The organism is Aedoeadaptatus ivorii, assembly GCF_900638585.1.
Lineage (GTDB): Bacteria > Bacillota > Clostridia > Tissierellales > Peptoniphilaceae > Aedoeadaptatus > Aedoeadaptatus ivorii.
The window spans coordinates 1,387,952-1,405,301 of the sequence record NZ_LR134523.1 but is presented as its reverse complement, the minus strand read 5'-3'; the positions used below and the strand labels follow the sequence as shown (position 1 = coordinate 1,405,301).

Annotated in this window: 14 protein-coding genes; 9 read left to right on the top strand and 5 right to left on the bottom strand. The window is 56.4% G+C overall.

Annotated elements, in window-relative coordinates; translation table 11 throughout:
- Positions 1 to 3 precede the first annotated feature (3 nt).
- Positions 4 to 477: a peptidoglycan recognition protein family protein gene (locus EL294_RS06985; protein WP_126466117.1), complete on the top strand. Its 474-nt coding sequence runs from the start codon at positions 4 to 6 to the stop codon at positions 475 to 477.
- Between the two features lie 2,329 nt (positions 478 to 2,806).
- Here EL294_RS06985 and EL294_RS06980 read toward each other — a convergent pair.
- From EL294_RS06980 to EL294_RS06960, 5 genes are all read right to left on the bottom strand, one after another.
- Complete coding sequence (locus EL294_RS06980; RefSeq protein ID WP_126466116.1) at positions 2,807 to 4,165, bottom strand: citrate synthase; 1,359 nt, start codon at positions 4,163 to 4,165, stop codon at positions 2,807 to 2,809.
- A gap of 7 nt (positions 4,166 to 4,172) precedes the next feature.
- Positions 4,173 to 5,165 carry an isocitrate/isopropylmalate dehydrogenase family protein gene (locus EL294_RS06975; RefSeq protein WP_126466115.1) on the bottom strand — a complete coding sequence of 331 codons (993 nt, stop codon included), beginning with the start codon at positions 5,163 to 5,165 and terminating at the stop codon, positions 4,173 to 4,175.
- On the bottom strand, positions 5,162 to 7,090 hold the full coding sequence (locus tag EL294_RS06970) for an aconitate hydratase (RefSeq protein WP_126466327.1): 1,929 nt from the start codon (positions 7,088 to 7,090) through the stop codon (positions 5,162 to 5,164). Before EL294_RS06970 ends, EL294_RS06975 begins: the two co-directional genes overlap by 4 nt.
- A gap of 235 nt (positions 7,091 to 7,325) precedes the next feature.
- Positions 7,326 to 8,939 carry an alkaline phosphatase gene (locus EL294_RS06965; protein ID WP_126466114.1) on the bottom strand — a complete coding sequence of 538 codons (1,614 nt, stop codon included), beginning with the start codon at positions 8,937 to 8,939 and terminating at the stop codon, positions 7,326 to 7,328.
- A gap of 124 nt (positions 8,940 to 9,063) precedes the next feature.
- Positions 9,064 to 9,864: a histidinol-phosphatase HisJ family protein gene (locus tag EL294_RS06960; RefSeq protein WP_126466113.1), complete on the bottom strand. Its 801-nt coding sequence runs from the start codon at positions 9,862 to 9,864 to the stop codon at positions 9,064 to 9,066.
- Positions 9,865 to 9,993: 129 nt separating this feature from the next.
- On the opposite strand from EL294_RS06960, the gene EL294_RS06955 reads away from it, so the two are divergent.
- The 8 genes from EL294_RS06955 (at position 9,994) to EL294_RS06925 (ending at position 17,277) form a co-directional block, all read left to right on the top strand.
- A complete protein-coding gene (locus EL294_RS06955; protein ID WP_164715255.1) occupies positions 9,994 to 10,554 on the top strand; it encodes a YtxH domain-containing protein in 561 nt (186 codons plus the stop codon).
- Positions 10,555 to 10,568: 14 nt separating this feature from the next.
- On the top strand, positions 10,569 to 11,063 hold the full coding sequence (locus tag EL294_RS06950) for a hypothetical protein (protein ID WP_126466111.1): 495 nt from the start codon (positions 10,569 to 10,571) through the stop codon (positions 11,061 to 11,063).
- A gap of 174 nt (positions 11,064 to 11,237) precedes the next feature.
- A complete protein-coding gene (locus EL294_RS07900) occupies positions 11,238 to 11,393 on the top strand; it encodes a hypothetical protein (protein WP_164715254.1) in 156 nt (51 codons plus the stop codon).
- Between the two features lie 14 nt (positions 11,394 to 11,407).
- The gene (locus EL294_RS06945; RefSeq protein WP_126466110.1) at positions 11,408 to 12,754 is read left to right on the top strand and encodes an S-layer homology domain-containing protein; all 1,347 of its coding nucleotides are present in this window, start codon (positions 11,408 to 11,410) and stop codon (positions 12,752 to 12,754) included.
- A gap of 356 nt (positions 12,755 to 13,110) precedes the next feature.
- Entirely contained in the window at positions 13,111 to 13,998 is an 888-nt protein-coding gene (locus EL294_RS06940; RefSeq protein ID WP_126466109.1) for a diacylglycerol/lipid kinase family protein, read from the top strand.
- Positions 13,999 to 14,009: 11 nt separating this feature from the next.
- Entirely contained in the window at positions 14,010 to 15,035 is a 1,026-nt protein-coding gene (locus EL294_RS06935; RefSeq protein ID WP_126466108.1) for a LacI family DNA-binding transcriptional regulator, read from the top strand.
- Positions 15,036 to 15,164: 129 nt separating this feature from the next.
- Positions 15,165 to 15,569 carry an FMN-binding protein gene (locus tag EL294_RS06930; RefSeq protein WP_126466107.1) on the top strand — a complete coding sequence of 135 codons (405 nt, stop codon included), beginning with the start codon at positions 15,165 to 15,167 and terminating at the stop codon, positions 15,567 to 15,569.
- Positions 15,570 to 15,606: 37 nt separating this feature from the next.
- A complete protein-coding gene (locus EL294_RS06925; RefSeq protein ID WP_126466106.1) occupies positions 15,607 to 17,277 on the top strand; it encodes a proline--tRNA ligase in 1,671 nt (556 codons plus the stop codon).
- Positions 17,278 to 17,350 lie beyond the last annotated feature (73 nt).

The window sequence follows — 17,350 nt, the reverse complement described above, 5'->3', positions numbered from 1 at the left end:
AATATGCGTATAGATAAGCGGCTGATTCACTATAACTACATGTCTCGGCGGGGCGTGAAGGTGCGCTACATCGTCATTCACGATACCGGGAACGAAAACCCCGGGGCCGATGCCCTGGCGCACTACCGCTACTTCGGCGGCGGCAATCGGCGGGCGAGCGCGCACTACTTTGTAGACGATGCGGGCGTGGTGCAAATTATCGAGGATGCCTACGCTTCGTGGCATTGCGGCGACGGCCGGGGGAAGCGCGGCATCACCAACACCAACTCCATCGGCATCGAACTCTGTGTGCACCGGGGGAATGATCGGGCAAAGACCCTGGCACACGCGCGCACCCTCGTGCGGGAACTCATGGCATTTTACGGCGTGCCCAAGGCCCGCGTCGTGCGACATTACGACGCCAGCGGGAAAACCTGTCCCCGTTCCATGGCGGCGAACGGATGGGCCGAGTGGTATGGGTTTTGGGAGAGCTTATGAACAAGCGGCGAGGATCGGCACCTCGCCGCTTTTTTTGTGGGGAAAAGGACCTTGCCTGGCGAAGAAGGGGGTGTTGTGCGTTCCGGCAGATGCTATTTCCACCCCCATCCTTGTCATCCTGAGCGGAGCGCAGCGGAGTCGAAGGATCTCGAGTGGCCTATTGCGTGTTATATTGCCTGGCGAAGAAGGGGGTGTTGTGCGTTCCGGCATCGGCTTCTTCGCGGACTTTATGTAGGGAAAGAGATCTTTCGACGCGGGGCTTCGCCCCTTGCTCAAGATGACAAGTGGGGGTGGGTCGTGCGTTCCGGCAGAAGCTATTGCGAAACCATAACCTTGTCATCCTGAGCGACGCCGAAGGCGGAGTCGAAGGATCTCGAGTGGCCTATTGCGTGTTATATTGCCTGGCGAAGAAGGGGGTGTTGTGCGTTCCGGCATCGGCTTCTTCGCGGACTTTATGTAGGGAACGAGATCTTTCGACGCGGGGCTTCGCCCCTTGCTCAAGATGACAAGTGGGGGTGGGTCGTGCGTTTCGGCATCGGCTTCTTCGCGGACTTTATGTAGGGAACGAGATCTTTCGACGCGGGGCTTCGCCCCTTGCTCAAGATGACAAGTGGGGGTGGGTCGTGCGTTTCGGCATCGGCTTCTTTGCGGACCCTACATAGGGAAAGAGATCTTTCGGCGCGGGGCTTCGCCCCTTGCTCAAGATGACAAGTGGGGGTGGGTCGCGCGTTTCGGTAGCGGCTTCTTTGCGGACCCTACATAGGGAAAGAGATCTTTCGACGCGGGGCTTCGCCCCTTGCTCAAGATGACAAGTGGGGGTGGGTCGTGCGTTCCGGCAGAAGCTATTGCGAAACCCCATCCTTGTCATCCTGAGCGGAGCGCAGCGGAGTCGAAGGATCTCGAGTGGCCTATTGCGTGTTATATTGCCTAAGACAAAAGGGGTGGTCGCGCGTTTCGGCACAGGCTTCTTCGCGGACTTTATGTAGGGAAAGAGATCTTTCGACGCGGGGCTTCGCCCCTTGCTCAAGATGACAAGTGGGGTGGGTCGCGCGTTTCGGCATCGGCTTCTTTGCGGACTTTATGTAGGGAACGAGATCTTTCGGCGCGGGGCTTCGCCCCTTGCTCAAGATGACAAGTGGGGGTGGGTCGCGCGTTTCGGCATCGGCTTCTTCGCGGACTTTATGTAGGGAAAGAGATTCTTCGACTCGGAACGGAGTTCCTCGCTCAGAATGACAGGTGGGGAGGGTTGTGCGTTTCGGTGCGGGCTTCTTTGCGGACTTTATGTAGGGAACGAGATCTTTCGGCGCGGGGCTTCGCCCCTTACTCAAGATGACAAGTGGGGGTGGGTCGTGCGTTCCGGCAGAAGCTATTGCGAAACCCTAACCTTGTCATCCTGAGCGACGCCGAAGGCGGAGTCGGCCGCTCCGTTAGCCAAATCGAAGATTTGGACTGCGCGGCATCTGACCTACGACGAAATCGAAGATTTCTGTTAGGTCATGAATGCATCTCCGTAGCCTACTGCGGGTCGAAGGTTTGCACGGTGCCTATTGCGTGTTGTATTGCCTAAGACAAAAGGGGTGGTCGCGCGTTTCGGCATCGGCTTCTTTGCGGACTGTATTTAGGGAAAGAGATCTTTCGGCGCGGGGCTTCGCCCCTTGCTCAAGATGACAGGTGGGGAGGGTTGTGCGTTCCGGCAGATGCTATTTCCACCCCCATCCTTGTCATCCTGAGCGGAGCGCAGCGGAGTCGAAGGATCTCGAGTGGCCTATTGCGTGTTATATTGCCTAAGACAAAAGGGGTGGTCGCGCGTTTCGGCATCGGCTTCTTTGCGGACTTTATGTAGGGAACGAGATCTTTCGGCGCGGGGCTTCGCCCCTTGCTCAAGATGACAAGTGGGGGTGGGTCGCGCGTTTCAGCACCGGCTTCTTTGCGGACTTTATGTAGGGAACGAGATCTTTCGACGCGGGGCTTCGCCCCTTGCTCAAGATGACAAGTGGGGTGGGTCGCGCGTTTCGGCATCGGCTTCTTTGCGGACTTTATGTAGGGAACGAGATCTTTCGACGCGGGGCTTCGCCCCTTGCTCAAGATGACAAGTGGGGAGGGTTGTGCGTTTCGGTGCGGGCTTCTTCGCGGACTTTATGTAGGGAAAGAGATCTTTCGGCGCGGGGCTTCGCCCCTTGCTCAAGATGACAAGTGGGGGTGGGTCGCGCGTTTCGGCATCGGCTTCTTTTCAGACCCAATGTAGGGAAAGAGATTCCTCGACCAACCTAACAAACGAAAAACTGCGCACAAAAAAAGGAACCGCACGGTTCCTTTTTTATTTACACTTTTACTTAGACCGATTCTCCATAGACAGATATTTCTTATGCGAGTTGAGGTGTACGTAAGCGGGACGCAGGATTTTTTTGTCCTGTACCTGCTCCAGTCGGTGGGCGCACCAGCCGGCCATGCGGGCGGTGGCGAAGAGGGGGGTGTAAAGATCTCTCGGGATGCCGAGCATTTGGTACACGAGTCCGGAGTAGAGGTCGATGTTGGCGGCGACGGGGTAGTCGGTCTTTTTGCGTTCCTGCAGGAGTTTGCCGCCGATGTCTTCGACGAGTTCGACGAAGGCGTACTGATCGGCATAGCCCTTTTCGTCGGCGAGTTTTTTTGCCTGTTCTTTGAGCATGATGGCGCGGGGGTCGCTTAGGGTGTATACGGCGTGGCCGATGCCGTAGATCAGGCCCTTTTCGTCGAAGGCCTGCCCGCCCATGATGCGGCGCAGATAGTCTTCGATGTCGTCGCGATTGTGGATGTCGCGCACATTGGAGGCGATGTCGTCGAGCATGGCGGAGCACATGAGGTTGGCGCCGCCGTGGCGGGGGCCTTTGAGGCTGCCCAAGGCGGTGGCGATGGTGCTATAGGTGTCGGTGCCGGAGGAGGAGACGACGTGGGTGGCGAAGGTGGAGTTGTTCCCGCCGCCGTGTTCGGCGTGGAGGATGAGCATAAGGTCCAGGATTTTCGCTTCCGCTTCGGTGAAGTCGGAATTTTTGCGAATCAGGTGTAGGATGTTTTCCGCCGTGGCGAGTTCTCCCTCGGGATAGTGGATGACGAGGCTTTCGCCGTCGATGTAGTGTTTTTTCGCCTGGTAGTTGTACGCCATGATGACGGGGATTTTGGCGAGGAGGCTGATGCACTGTCTAAGTACGTTGGCGGTGGAGGTGCCCTCGGGGTCGACGTCGTAGGAGTAGAGGCTCAATACGGAGCGCATCATTTTGTTCATGACGTTTTTGCCCGGCACTTTGAGGATGACGTCTTCGAGGTAGTTGCGGGGCAGGTCCTGTTCTTCGCGCAGCAGGCCCTTAAAGAATTGGAGTTCCTTTTTGGTGGGGAGATTGCCGAAGAGCAGGGTATAGGCGACTTCTTCGTAGCCGAAACGATTGCTGCTCCTGAAGTCGTCGACCATGTCGCGCACGGAGTAGCCGCGGTAGAGGAGATCGCCCTCGACGGGGATCTTTTTGCCGTCGACTTTTTCGTAGCCGTTGACGTAGCCGATGCGGGTGATGCCCACCAGTACGCCGGTGCCGTCGGCATGGCGCAGGCCGTGTTTGACGTCGTATTTTTCGTAGAGCTGGCGGTTGATGTAGTCGCGTTTGGTAATGTTGTCGGCGTATTCCGCCAATCTGTGGTCCATTTTTTGATTTAACATAATTCACCTACAATCTTTGTAACAGTGCGTCGATATATTCTACGGTCGTAAGGGTGCCGCCCAGGTCGCGGGTGCGGGTGGCGGGATCGGACAGTACGTCGTGGATTGCCGTGCGAATGCGCTCGGCGGCGTCGCGCTCGCCGATGTCTTCGAGCAGCATGCACGCGCTTAAGAGGAGGGCGGTGGGATTGGCGATGCCTTTGTTTGCGATGTCGGGGGCGGAGCCGTGCACGGCTTCGTAGATCGCCATATCGTGCCCTTTGTTCACGCCGGGGATCATGCCCAACCCGCCGATCAGGCCGGCGCCGAGGTCGGAGAGGATGTCGCCGTAGAGGTTTTCGGTGACGACGACGTCGAATTGGGCGGGGTGCATGACCATCTGCATGGCCATGTTGTCGACGAGGATTTCTCGGAGGGGGATGTCGTAGTCCTCGGCCACTTCGCGGGCGATGCGCAAAAACAGGCCGTCGGTCGCCTTCATAATGTTCGCCTTGGTGACGACGGCGACCGATTCGCGGCCGAATTTTGTCGCGTAGTCGAAGGCGGCCTTTACGATGCGGCGCGATTTGCCGGCGGTGATGATTTTGATGGAATGGGCCTCGTCGTCGCTGATGACCTCTTCTACGCCGGCGTAGAGGTCCTCGGTGTTTTCCCGAAAGAGGACCATGTCCACGTCGTCGAATTTGAGGGGCAGTTTGGCCGCGGGTTTGATGGGGCGGATGTTTTGGTATAGATCGTATTTTTTGCGCAGTTGCACATTCAGGCTGCGAAAGCCGTGGCCGATGGGGGTGGTGATGGGGCCCTTTAAGGCGATGCGGTTTGCCTCCAACGATTCGTACACGGATTCGGGAATGTAGGCGCCTTCTTTTTCGAAGACCGCCGCGCCGGCGTGGACTTCTTCAAATGCGACGGGCACTTGGAGAGCATCGAAGACGGTGCGAACCGCCGATGCGATCTCGGGGCCGATTCCGTCGCCGGGGATTAAGGTTACGGTTTTCATAGTTTCCCCCTATGGTTTTTGGTGTAGTTCAGGTAGCCGCCCTCGAGGAGCATCGTTTTTTCCCGCGCGCTGAATTCGCCGTCTAAGGCGATGTCGCCGTGGGGGGTGTGCAGGACGAAGTCGCCGGTTTCTACGGCCGCGTGCAGGGAATCCATAGAGATCTCATCGTCCTTGCGAAGGCGGTCGTAGTCCTCGGGGTTGCGAAAGGTGAGGGGTAAAATGCCCATGTTCACCAAATTGGAGCGGTGGATGCGGGCAAAGCTCTTGGCGACGACCGCCTTTACGCCCAAATACAGGGGCAGGAGCGCCGCGTGTTCCCGGCTGGATCCCTGGCCGTAGTTTTCGCCGCCGACGACGATGCCGCCGCCGCGCTCTTTGGCGCGCTCGTAAAATCCTTCGTCGATGGTGGAGAAGGCGTATTTCGAAAGTTCGGGGATATTCGAGCGGTAGGGCAGGAGTTTTGCCGTCGACGGGCAGATGTCGTCGGTGGTGACATTGTCCGGCGCCTTGAGGAGCACCGTTTTCGTAAAGGCATCGGCGAGGGGCATACTCGGGGGGAAGGGCTTGATATTGGGGCCCATGACGGTTTCCTTCGGCCGATCCGCCTTGTCTTTGGGGTAGATGAGGTAGTTGGTGGCGTGTTCGTAGGATTCGGGTTCTTCGATGCCCGAAAGCGCCGCCACATCGTCGGGGGAGGCGATATAGCCCAGCACCGCCGATGCGGCGCAGGTTTCGGGGCCCGCCAAGTATACCTGTGCGTCCTTGGTGCCGCTTCGGCCCTTAAAGTTGCGGTTAAAGGAGCGCAGACTCACGCCGCCGGATTTGGGCGCCTGGCCCATGCCGATGCAGGGGCCGCAGGCGCTTTCGAGGATGCGCGCCCCCGCTGCGATCATGATGGCGAGCGCTCCGTTTCGCGAAAGGGCCTCGAGGATGGTGGCGCTACCCGGGGCGATGACGAAGCTCACGTCTTCGTGCACCTTTTTGCCCTCGAGGATCTTCGCCACTTTCATCATGTCCTTATAGGAAGAGTTGGTGCAGCTGCCGATGGCGACCTGGTCGATCTTTGTGTGTTCTAGTTCGTCGACTTCGGCGAATTTGTCGGGGAGGTGGGGTTTTGCCACGGCGGGCACCACCGTAGAGAGGTCGAGTTCCAGCACCTCGTCGTAGTCCGCGTCGTCGTCGGCGGAGAGGGGGGCGTATTGTTCTTCTCTGCCGTGCCGGCGCAGAAAGTCGCGGGTGTTTTCGTCGGAGGGGAAAATCGAGGTGGTGGCGCCCAGTTCCGCGCCCATATTGCAGATGGTGGCGCGGTCGGTGACCGACAGGGCGCGAACGCCTTCGCCGCTATACTCGACGATATAGCCGGTGCCGCCTTTTACGGTTTTTTCCTTTAGGATGCGGAGAATGACGTCCTTGGCGTTTACGCCGGGGGCGAGGGCGCCGCTAAGACGTACATTCAGCACCTTGGGCACTTTTAGATAGTAATAGCCGCCCGCCATCGCCACCGCAACATCCAGGCCGCCGGCGCCGATGGCGAGGGAACCCAGACCGCCCGCCGTGGGGGTGTGGGAGTCGCTGCCCAACAGCGTCTTTCCGGGGCGCGCGAACTGTTCCAAATGCACTTGGTGGCAGATGCCGCCGCCGGGCTTCGAGAAGATGAGGCCGTATTTTTCGGCGGCGGATTGGATAAACTGGTGGTCGTCGGGATTTTCAAAGCTCGCTTGGAGCATATTGTGGTCGATATAGGCGACCGAAAGCTCCGTCTGAATCTCGTCGATGTCCATGGCCTCCAGCTGGAGATAGACCATGGTGCCGGTGGAGTCTTGGGTCAGGGTTTGGTCGATCTTGATGCGGATTTCTTCGCCGCGCTTCAGTTCTCCGTCTAAGAGATGGGAACGAAGCAGTTTGTATGCCAGTGATGCCATAATACCTCCTGTGTCGACTTTAGTAGGGCGATAGCCGGGTAAAGAAAACGACATTATCGTTATATAATTCATATGATCGTTTACAAGGCATAGTATACTAGTTCTTGGCGAGAAAAGATAGGGTTTTCCTAAAATTCGATTGTATATTTTTGCAAAGCGGCGGTAATATTTGCGACCGCAAACAAAAAACGACGCCGAAGCGTCGTCTTTATAAAAGAGGTATAGGAAGTGGCTGTCGTTATTTTACGAGATCCAAAGCGCCTTGGGGCACGTAGATCTTTTCGTCGTTGAATACGGTGAGTCCGCCGATGTCTACCTTTTCGCCGTCAACGATGGCGTAGTTGCGGTAGGTGGGGAATTGGTAGAGCTTGCCGTCTTTTTTGATTTCGAGGATCGGGTTGCCGCCGTTGCGGTTAAAATTGACTTCCGCGCCCTTGGCGGTAAACGCGTCTCTGGAGTAGATAAAGAGTTGGTCGGTGAGCGCGTCGAGGTCGGTGCCCATGATCTTTTCGATATAGCGTCCGATTTCGTGGTTGTGTACGGTGCCGGAAAGGACGTCTGCGCCGTTGGCGTATACATACAGTCCCACATCGCCGCCCACGTGGCCGTTGGTAGTCCAACCCAGGCCGCTGCGCTTGCTGACGACATGGCCGAATGCGGTGTCTGCCGCCTTGGTGTTTTTGATGTATTCGATTTCTTCGGCGGTGAGGTCGATGCCGAAAGCTTGTTTGGCGACTTCGGCCGCGTTGGAGCGGTCTTCGTTTAAGAGGGCCGCCGCGCCTTCGCCGGTGAGCTTGGAGTTCTTAACGATCTTGGTAAAGTGGTCGATGTCGAAGCGGTCATAGCCCTTGGTGGTCTTGTCGTTGCCGATGGTGAAACCGCCGGTGCCGTGGTCGGTGGCGGAGATTACGACGGTGCCGGGGTGTTCCTTCGCGAACTTCTTGGCGACGCCCACGGCGTTGTCGAAGGCGAGGATTTCGGAAGCGATGCCCATCGGGTCGTTGGCATGTGCGGACCAGTCGGGCTTGGAGCCTTCTACCATGAGGAAGAAGCCCTTGTCGTTTTTAGAGAGCACTTGGATCGCCTTGTCGGTCATTTCTGCGAGGGAAGGTTCCTTGGCGGGGTCTCTGTCCCAGTCGTTTGCCAGTGCGGAAGGATCGAACATGCCCCAAATCTTATCGGCGGTGGACGCCTTCATGGCATCGGGGGTGGTGAAGTAGTCGTAGCCTTGTGCCTTGATTTCTGTGATCAAGTCTTCCTTGTCGCCGCGGTTTTCGGCTTCGAGGCTCTTGGAGCCGGCGCCGAGCACGACTTCCATGCCTTGGAATACTTGTTGTTCCGCCAGAGCGTCGTAGTTGTTGCGGTTGGGGTGGTGTGCGGAGAAGTCCGCCGGGGTGGCGTGTTGCACATTGGAGGTGGACACGATACCGGTGGATTTGCCTTGGCGTTCCGCCGCTTCGATGTGGTTTGCGATGGGCATCTTGGCGCGCTTTGCGTCAAAGCCTTCGCTGCCGGGCATACCCGCCTTGGAGGGGTAGCTGCCGACGAAGGGGGATTCTGACTTTACGCCGGTGGCCATAGCCGTTCCCGCCGGTGCGGAGTCGGCGATGGGGGTGGGGGCGTTGTTGGTGCGAATCAGGCCCGTCGCCATATCGTCGATATTCAGGGTATTGTCTTCGTCGATCCAACGGGCATAAGTAACAGCTTCTACGCTGGATCCGTCGGGGATCATGACGATCACATTCTTTGCCTTGCCGTAGTCTTCCTTCAGAGCCGCATGGGCGGGCATCGCACTAGCCAAGGTGGTGGTCAGGGCGAGGGCGAGGGCCGCTACGCGTAAAGTTTTTTTCATTTCTTTTCCTCCCAATCATATTTTATATTGCAATGGGAGTATACCGAAGCTTTATCGTTTTCATATAGAGTTATGATGGGGATCTGATTAAATTGTGTAAAGAATGTGTAAAAACACCTTCCCCTTATCTTAATCTGCGCCTTACGGGTTTTTTCTTTCGGTAATAGACCACCTCTTCAAATCCCAAGGCCTCGAGATGGGCCGCCCCGGCGGCGATGCCGCGGCCGATGTGCACGCTTTTGTGCGCATCTGAGGAGAGCGTGACGTTGTCTCCGCCCAAGTCCCTATATAAGGAAAGGATTTCGTCCTTCGGGTTGGCGTGGTCGAGGCCCTTATACCGGCCGGCGGTGTTGTATTCGATGGCGAGGTCTTTTTGAATCGCCGCCTCGAGGATCGCCGCCACGATATCGCGATAGGCCGAAAAGGGCGGAATGGCGGATTTGTCTTCGATATAGCGGTCGATATAGTCGATATGCCCGACGACCTGAAAGCCCCGGGTGGTCTCGATATTTTCGAGCATGGTCTCGTAATAGTGGGTGTAGTAGGATTCGATATCGGGGGTGCTGCGGCGCAGAACCGTGGCGATGTCCTTCTCGTCGAGGGAGTGGATGGAGCCGATAAAAAAGTCGAAGTCCAAATTTTCCATCAGCTCTTCCATCATGGTCTTGACATTCAGATTCAAGCCGATTTCGAGTCCGATCAGCACTTCGATCCGCTCGGCATAACGGTGGCGGATAAAGTCGAGGACTTCTATATATTCGTTAAAGTTAAAGGTATAGTCGATGGATTCGTTCTCTATCGTGCGATCGATATGGTCGGTAAAGGCCAGGACTTCGATGCCCCTTTCGATGGCGTTTACGACGTTCTTTTCGGGATCGGCGATGGAATCCATGGAAAAGCGGGAGTGGGTGTGTATGTCGATCATAAGACCTCCTTTGTGTCACTATGAAGTATACCGTTCCGATGTGAAATTTGTGAAAGATTTGAGTTATTTGCATTAAAATTTCGATCAGCGGGTATACAGGTGGTAACGAACTAAAATGGAGGTATGAGTATGATTTTTGATTTGTTCGACATTCGCAGACGGGAAAGAGAAAGATATTTGCGAGAAGAGAGAGCCCGTAAGTTTGCCCTGGGCGCGCTGGTAGGTGCGGCGGCAGGTATTTTGTTCGCCCCCAAAAGCGGCGAAGAAACCCGCCAGGAAATCGCCGATCGCTCCCGCGAATTTGCCGAAAACGCCAAGGAAGGCGCATTGGAAACCGCCGATGAATTGAGCTACAAGGCATACGAAGCTCAACAGGCGGTACAAAACACCTATGATGACCTGAAGCTCCGCGCGGCCATCAAAGCCGACGAAATGCGCGACGAAGCCGAAATCGCCAAGGCAAAGGCACGCGCCATCGGCGACATCGTGCGCGAAGAGGGCGCCAATGTAAAGGGCGAGCTCGACAAGAGCAAAGACGCCGTAGCCGATGCCGCCAAGGAAGTCGGCGGCGAAGTCAAGGAACAGGCGGAATCCACCAAGGACCAAATCGCCGAAAGCTCCGAAAAGATCGCCGATGCGGCAGAAAAGGCCGCCAAGAAAAACGACAAAAACAAGAAGTCTCAGGCGTAAGGCGGGAGGTCTCGATGGATACGATGATCACCTTGCACGACCTCTTACGATTTTTACTCTATCTGGCGGGGATCGGCGCTCTGGTCTATCTCCTGCTGGTCCTTAAAAACGTCGCCGGCATCTTGAAGCTGGTAAAGGGAAAACTCGACGCCCACGAAGCGGTGATCGACGACACCTTCCAAAAGCTGCCGACGATCACCGACAACGCCACGGTGATTACCACCAATGTGTCTCGATTGTCCACCGACGCCACCGAGATGGTCGAGATCGTAAAGCCCGAGGTGGAAAAGATCGCCGTGACCGTAGGCGGCGTAACCGGCACGGTGGACAATGTGGTGCGCACCGTCGACGAGACGTCGATACGGCTTTCCAATACCGCCAATGTGGTATCGGATTCGATATCCGACACGGCGAAGACGATTTCTTTCAACGCTAACAATATCGTCGACTATTTCTACATCCTCCGGGAAGTATTGGAAGCGTTGCGGGACGTATTGCGCACGCGCTAAGAGAAGAAAGGCACGGCATACCGTGTCTTTTTTTGTGCTTTTTTGAAAAAGCCGCAAAAGGGTTTGTTAGAGAATGGACAATCGATCCGATTTTTATGTGAAAGAATGCTATATATCACTATACAATAGTAAAGGAATACATAAGGGCAGCGTGGCCCGAAAAAGGAGGAAATTATGGTACGACGAATTCAAAGAACGACGATGCGCGTTCTCGTATTTGTACTGGTCCTCGCCGCGAGCTTTGCATTGGGCGAAGGGATCTGTAAAGAGAAGGCCTTTGCCTCCTCGTATCAACCGGGACCGCAAAAGATCATCATCGAAAAAAAGTAATCTGGCGCGAGGGCATGAAAAAGGACCCCGACCGAGTATATAATTTTCAGATCGTACGAAAACCCGACGATACGATCGTGAAGAGCTTCAAGTTAAAAGACGGCGAGAAAAAGACGGTGCAACTGGATCCACTTAACTCTCCAGTGCCGTCGACATCGGTAATGGTAGAGACGCCGCAACGCTATGTATTGGAGGAAATCCTGACCGGCAAAGAACACTGCCGCGTATGTTTTGAACCTACTACATGGCGACAACCCGCCCCGCTCAACGATTATCCCGTTTTGGTGAGCGGCGCCATGCCGGAATCCCTCCCCGACGGCGACTCGTTTGATGCCGCAGAAAAGCAGACAGAGACGGCGGAGCCCGCGCTTTCCGCTTCTTCTGAGATTATTGCGCCGCCGGTGGGACAATTTTTGCCGGGGCCGCCCGGTCCGGGCTCTATAGGCGAGGGCAAGTTCTGTGCGGATATCGGTCCCGACAATATCGCCCGCTTCGATTTGCCGATCCTCGAAGTTTTAAGCGGCATTACCGTCTATAACGACTGCGTGCCCACGGAGTGCCCCGACGGCACCTGCCCCCTAGAGCCGGAGGCACCCGTCCAACCGCAACAATCGCAACAACAGCAACAGAATGTAAACGTAGCGCCCATCATCAACAACTACATCACCAATACCATTACGGCACCGGAAGAAAAAGCGCCCGATGCCCCCAAACTCAAAAAAGAAACGGGCTTCCACTTTGCCTATATGATCGGCTATCCCGACGGCACCTTCCGCCCGAATTTTACCATCACCCGCGGCGAAATGAGCGCGCTCTTTGCACGCCTGCTCGACGAGCACATCCACACCGGCGCGCCGGGCGCGGCATTTCGCGACGTATACGCCGCCGACTGGTACACCGGCTACATCCACAGACTGACGCAGCTGGGCGTGATCGCCGGCTATCCCGACGGCACCTTCCGCCCGAATGCGCCGGTAACGCGGGGTGAATTTGCCGCCGTGGCCTCCAAATTCACCACCGGCAAGAAGCGGGTAGGCGGCTTTACGGACGTCGCCAACGACCACTGGGCGAGAGGCAGCATAGAAGAAGTGATCGCAGAAGGCTGGTTTAGCGGCTACGGCGACGGCACCCTCCGCCCCGATGCCCCCATCACCCGCGCCGAAGCGGTTACGGCCGTGAATAAAATGCTCGATCGCCGGGCGGATAAAAACTTTATCGGAGAAAGCGAATACGGACTGCGCAACTTTACCGACGTGCACATCGGCCAATGGCACTACTACGACATCGCCGAGGCCGCCAACGGACACTTCTACAATCGCCTGAACGACGGTTCGGAAGCATGGACGCGCCTTAAGAACTGACGGAATACAAGACGTCCCCGCATAGCGGGGGCGTTTTTTATTGCGGATCAAATCGCGCGGAAAATGCGGGAAAACGGCGATAGAACGGTTGCATACAAGGTACACTCATATAGAAATATACCGGGAAAAGGCCGGAAAAGGACCGGTGAGTTTTGTATAAAGATCGTAATTATACATACAAATTTCCGAGTCGCTCTGTACGCACCCGAGAATATACAAATTCTCGGCAATGCACAGGAAGCCGTTGTTTTCCCGCCGACTTGCCCGAAAATTTCGGAGAAGCGGGAAAATCGCGATTTTTCTTTTGTGGAATCGTTGTACTTATCGTATAATAAAAGTAGCGTCCGGAGGTGTGTATGAAACGCATAAAAATCATCGCCAATCCGTCCAGCGGCCGAGAAGGGGCCGTGGATATTCTGAAAAAGCTGATCGCGCCCTTTTCCCGCATGGGGGCGTCTTTGTTGTTGGAATTTACCCGCCATCACGGAGACGCCGAGGCCTTTGCCGCCCGCGACGACGGGGAGGACTGCATTATCGCCATGGGCGGCGACGGCACGGTAAACCAGGTGGTAAACGGCCTCTATGCAGAGAAGCGCAATGTGCCCTTGGCGGTGTATCCGGCCGGTACGGTAAACGACTTTGCGGAGTATTTGAAGATCCCCAAGGATCCGATCGAGTTTGTCTCGATGGTCGAACGCGGCCACGTGGTGCCGGTGGATTTGGGGTTGTGCGGCGACCGGGCATTTATCAATGTGTGTGCCGCCGGGCTCTTTACGGAACTGGGATACAGCGTCTCGGATGCGTCGAAGAGCTCTATGGGCAGGCTCGCATACTATTTAGAGGGCATTCGCTCCTTTCGGGTCAAGGATCTGTCCCGGGAGTATTTTCGCGTGCGGCTCGAGACCGCAGACGGCACCGTCGAGAAAAAGGTGATGTTGGTGATGGTCTCGAATTCTTCGAGCATCGGCGGCTTTTCGAGGATCAGCCCCGCGGCGAGTATCAAAGACGGCCTGCTGGAGGTCATCGCCATCGAAGAGATGCCCTTTCCCAAGATGATCGAGCTGATCACCGCCATCGGCGTGGGAAAACATACGGAACACGAACACTTTTTGTACTTTAAGACCGACAAGGTGACGATTTCGGCGGATCGTGCGCTGAGAATCGACATAGACGGAGAACCGGGACCGCACTTGCCCCAGACCGTGGAAGTGGTGGCGGGGGGCGTTCCCATGATTATAAATTAGGAGGAATTGCATTGGCATCTACGATTAAAGACGTGGCGAAAATGGCGGATGTGTCCATATCTACCGTATCGCGCGTTATCAACGATTCGAAACCGGTAAGTCCCGAGGCGCGGCGCCGGGTGCTCCACGCCATCGACGTGCTGGACTATAAGCCCAACGAAGTGGCGCGGAGTCTGGTGACCAAAAAGAGCAATCTGATCGGCGTCATCGTGTCCGATGTGGGGAACCAGTATGTTTCGCAGGTACTGCGCGGGGTCGAGGAGATCGGGCGCATGTATAATTACGACATTCTGCTCTCGTCGTCCTATGACGATCCCGAGGTCGAGATCAAGTTTGCCAAGCTGTTCAGCCAAAAGCAGGTAGAGGGGATTATCATTATCTCGGAGATTTTGAATCAAAAGCTCCTCTACAAGCTCGACGAGTTTAAGATTCCCTGTGTGGTCATCAACCGCTTCTACAATATCGACGATGCGCCCACGGTTACGATCAACAACAAGGCGGCGTCGTTCAATATGACCGATTACCTTATGATGTTGGGGCATAAGTCCATCGGCTATGTCGCCATGCGCAAGGATATGGACCGCACCAACGAGAAGTTTAAGATTCGTGGCTATCGCGACGCCATGAAGAGCGGCGGCTTAAAACCGCAGATCCTCTATGCCGAAGGCGCCACAGAAAAAGACGCGCTGGAGCTATTCGAGGACCACGAGGACGACATTCGAAGCGGCAAGTACTCGGTGCTGTTTTGCAGCCAGGATCTCATCGCCATTCACCTGATGAATGTGATGCGCGACCACGGCATGCGGATCCCCGAGGATATGTCCTTCGCGGGCTTTGGCGGCAGTTTCTTATCGGAGATTTACCGGCCCAAGCTGACGACGGTCAAAGAGCCCTATTACGACATCGGCGCCGTCGCCATCCGCAAGCTATTTAAGATTATCGACGAAAAGTCCCCCGAGCGGGGCGAGGAAATGATCCTCCTTCCGGTAGAAATTATCAAAAGACAGAGTGTCATCGATCGGCGGGAAACCGAGTAATCAGGCGATTTGAAAGGGGGCGAAAGCCCCCTTTTCTTTTTTCGGGAGCATTGATTCCCGCCTGTGTCTCGTATATAATTTAATGAGGTAGATTTTTATTATTTTCACATAGATAAAGGAGCATACGCATTGAAAAAACTCCTACTGGGCTTGTGTGCATGTATCGCCCTGACGGGATGTCAGTCCTCTGTCAGCTACAGTGCAGAGGAGCCCGTCCGCGAGGACAACAAGCCGGCGGTGGTTCGGGATCGCGCCGACGGCAGGCGTCTGTATACGGACGGGATCTACGTCTCCGAAGGGCGGGGAATGCAGGGAGATATCCGCGTAGAGGTGCGGGTGCGCGACGGCTATGTGGACGCCGTTCGCGTACTGGAACACGTTGAAAATGTCGGCGTCGTAGAAGACGCCTTTGATCGATTGGAACAGGAAGTATTGGACAAGCAATCCGCCGAAGTCGACGTCGTGAGCGGCGCCACCGAAGCGAGCTACGGCTATTTGGAGGCGGTCAGAAATTGCCTGCGCCAGGCGGAATAAGGGGAACCGTTCGCCATAGGAATAAGAGGGGTTACGTATGAAACTGTCGAAATATTATTTGCCGACGCTCCGCGAAGCGCCGGCGGAAGCCGTCACCAAAGCCCATACGCTGGTGTTACGAAGCGCCATGGCGAGAAGCGCGGGGGTGGGCGTATTTAGCCTGCTGCCTTTGGGAGAGGAGACGGTATCGCGCCTTGCCGAGGAGCTGGAGGCGAAATTTTTTGCCGAAGGACTGAAGGTATCCGCGGCGTCGTTACAGGACCGCGCGATTTGGGAACAGAGCGGGCGCTGGGCGCGCTACGGATCGGATATGTTTAAGGTCGCCGATCGCTACAACCGCCAGTCCGTCCTCGCCGCCGAATCGGAAGAGGCGTTTCTCGCCCTGGTTTCGGGGGAATTGAAGAGCTATAAGCAGCTGCCGGCATTTTTTTACGAGGAGGAAAAGCGCTTTCAAGACGTCAAAAAACCCAAATACGGCTTTGCCGATGCGCGGGAGCGCCGGGTGCTGGACGGATACAGCTATTTCGCCGATGCCCAAGAGGCGGCGGCATTTTCCGAGGATATGCGCGCGCGTGCCGAAGACTTTCTCGCCGAAGAGGGCGTTCGCTACCATTGCATCGAAACCGACGAGGCGTATTCGTTCTACGCCATGGCGGAGGGCTACGAAGAGGCCCTCGCCTGGACCGAGAAGGACGCCTATTTTCGCGAGCTGGCGCCGGTGACATATCCCGCACCCGCGGCGCAGGACGCGCAGGAGGCGGAAGAGATCCACACCCCCGGCGCGGCGACGATTCGGGATCTGAGCGAAATGATCGGCATCGAGCCCGCCCGCTGTGCCAAGGCGGTGGACCTTTCGGTGGCGGGAAAACCCGTGTTCGCATTTGTGCCTGGCGATCGCGGCCTCAATATGAAAAAGCTCGCGCGCTATCTCGAAGTGGACGAAGCGGACATCGACATGCTCGACGAAGAGACCATCGAAAAGATGGGATCCTTCCCCGGCTTTACCGGGCCCATCGGCCTTTCCGACGAAGCGCGGATCATCGTCGATCGCTCGTTGACGGGCATCGCCAATCTGGTGGTGGGGGCGAACAAATTCGACCACCACATACAAAACGTAAACTACGGCCGCGATTTCGGCGGCGAGGTGGCCGACGACCTCCTTACGGTCGAAGAAGGCGACGCGACCCCCGGTGGCGAGCCGCTTTCCTTCGGCACGGGCTTTTTGATCGCTACGGTGCGCAAACCCTCTTCGTTCTATGGCCAGGCCATGAACGTGAGCTATATCGACCAAAGCGGCAAAGAAGCGCCCTTTGTCGCCTCGGGCATTTGCTGGGACACTACCGCTCTGTTTGCCGCACTCCTCGAAAACCACAGCGACGAAAAGGGCATCGCCTTTCCCGTGGGGATGGGCGCCTACGACGCGGTGATCACGGTGGTGAACACCAAAAAAGCGGAGCAGAACGAATTGGCCGAGGCCCTCTACGAGAAACTACGGGCGGAAGGCGTGCGCGTGCTCTTGGACGACCGGGCGGAACGCGCCGGCGTGAAATTCAACGACCGCGACCTGATCGGCATTCCGCTCCAGATCAGCGTCGGCAAACGCGCAGCGGAAGACGTGGTGGAATACAAGCGCCGCGGCGGCGAGATGGAAGAGATCGACGCAGAGGCGGCCGTATCGCGTGCGATTTCTGTCTGCAAAGAAGCATAAGACGCGTAAGGCTCGATATTATGTCGGGTCTTTTTTTGTGCCCGCCGGCTGTCATCAAGATGTAATCATTGTT

Excerpts from the sequence above, each read along its gene's own strand:
- EL294_RS06985 (WP_126466117.1), top strand. The coding sequence starts at position 4 with ATGCGTATAGATAAGCGGCTGATTCACTATAACTACATGTCTCGGCGG.
- EL294_RS06980 (WP_126466116.1), bottom strand. The coding sequence starts at position 4,165 with ATGTTAAATCAAAAAATGGACCACAGATTGGCGGAATACGCCGACAAC.
- EL294_RS06975 (WP_126466115.1), bottom strand. The coding sequence starts at position 5,165 with ATGAAAACCGTAACCTTAATCCCCGGCGACGGAATCGGCCCCGAGATC.
- EL294_RS06965 (WP_126466114.1), bottom strand. The coding sequence starts at position 8,939 with ATGAAAAAAACTTTACGCGTAGCGGCCCTCGCCCTCGCCCTGACCACC.
- EL294_RS06960 (WP_126466113.1), bottom strand. The coding sequence starts at position 9,864 with ATGATCGACATACACACCCACTCCCGCTTTTCCATGGATTCCATCGCC.
- EL294_RS06955 (WP_164715255.1), top strand. The coding sequence starts at position 9,994 with ATGATTTTTGATTTGTTCGACATTCGCAGACGGGAAAGAGAAAGATAT.
- EL294_RS06950 (WP_126466111.1), top strand. The coding sequence starts at position 10,569 with ATGGATACGATGATCACCTTGCACGACCTCTTACGATTTTTACTCTAT.
- EL294_RS07900 (WP_164715254.1), top strand. The coding sequence starts at position 11,238 with ATGGTACGACGAATTCAAAGAACGACGATGCGCGTTCTCGTATTTGTA.
- EL294_RS06945 (WP_126466110.1), top strand. The coding sequence starts at position 11,408 with ATGAAAAAGGACCCCGACCGAGTATATAATTTTCAGATCGTACGAAAA.
- EL294_RS06940 (WP_126466109.1), top strand. The coding sequence starts at position 13,111 with ATGAAACGCATAAAAATCATCGCCAATCCGTCCAGCGGCCGAGAAGGG.
- EL294_RS06925 (WP_126466106.1), top strand. The coding sequence starts at position 15,607 with ATGAAACTGTCGAAATATTATTTGCCGACGCTCCGCGAAGCGCCGGCG.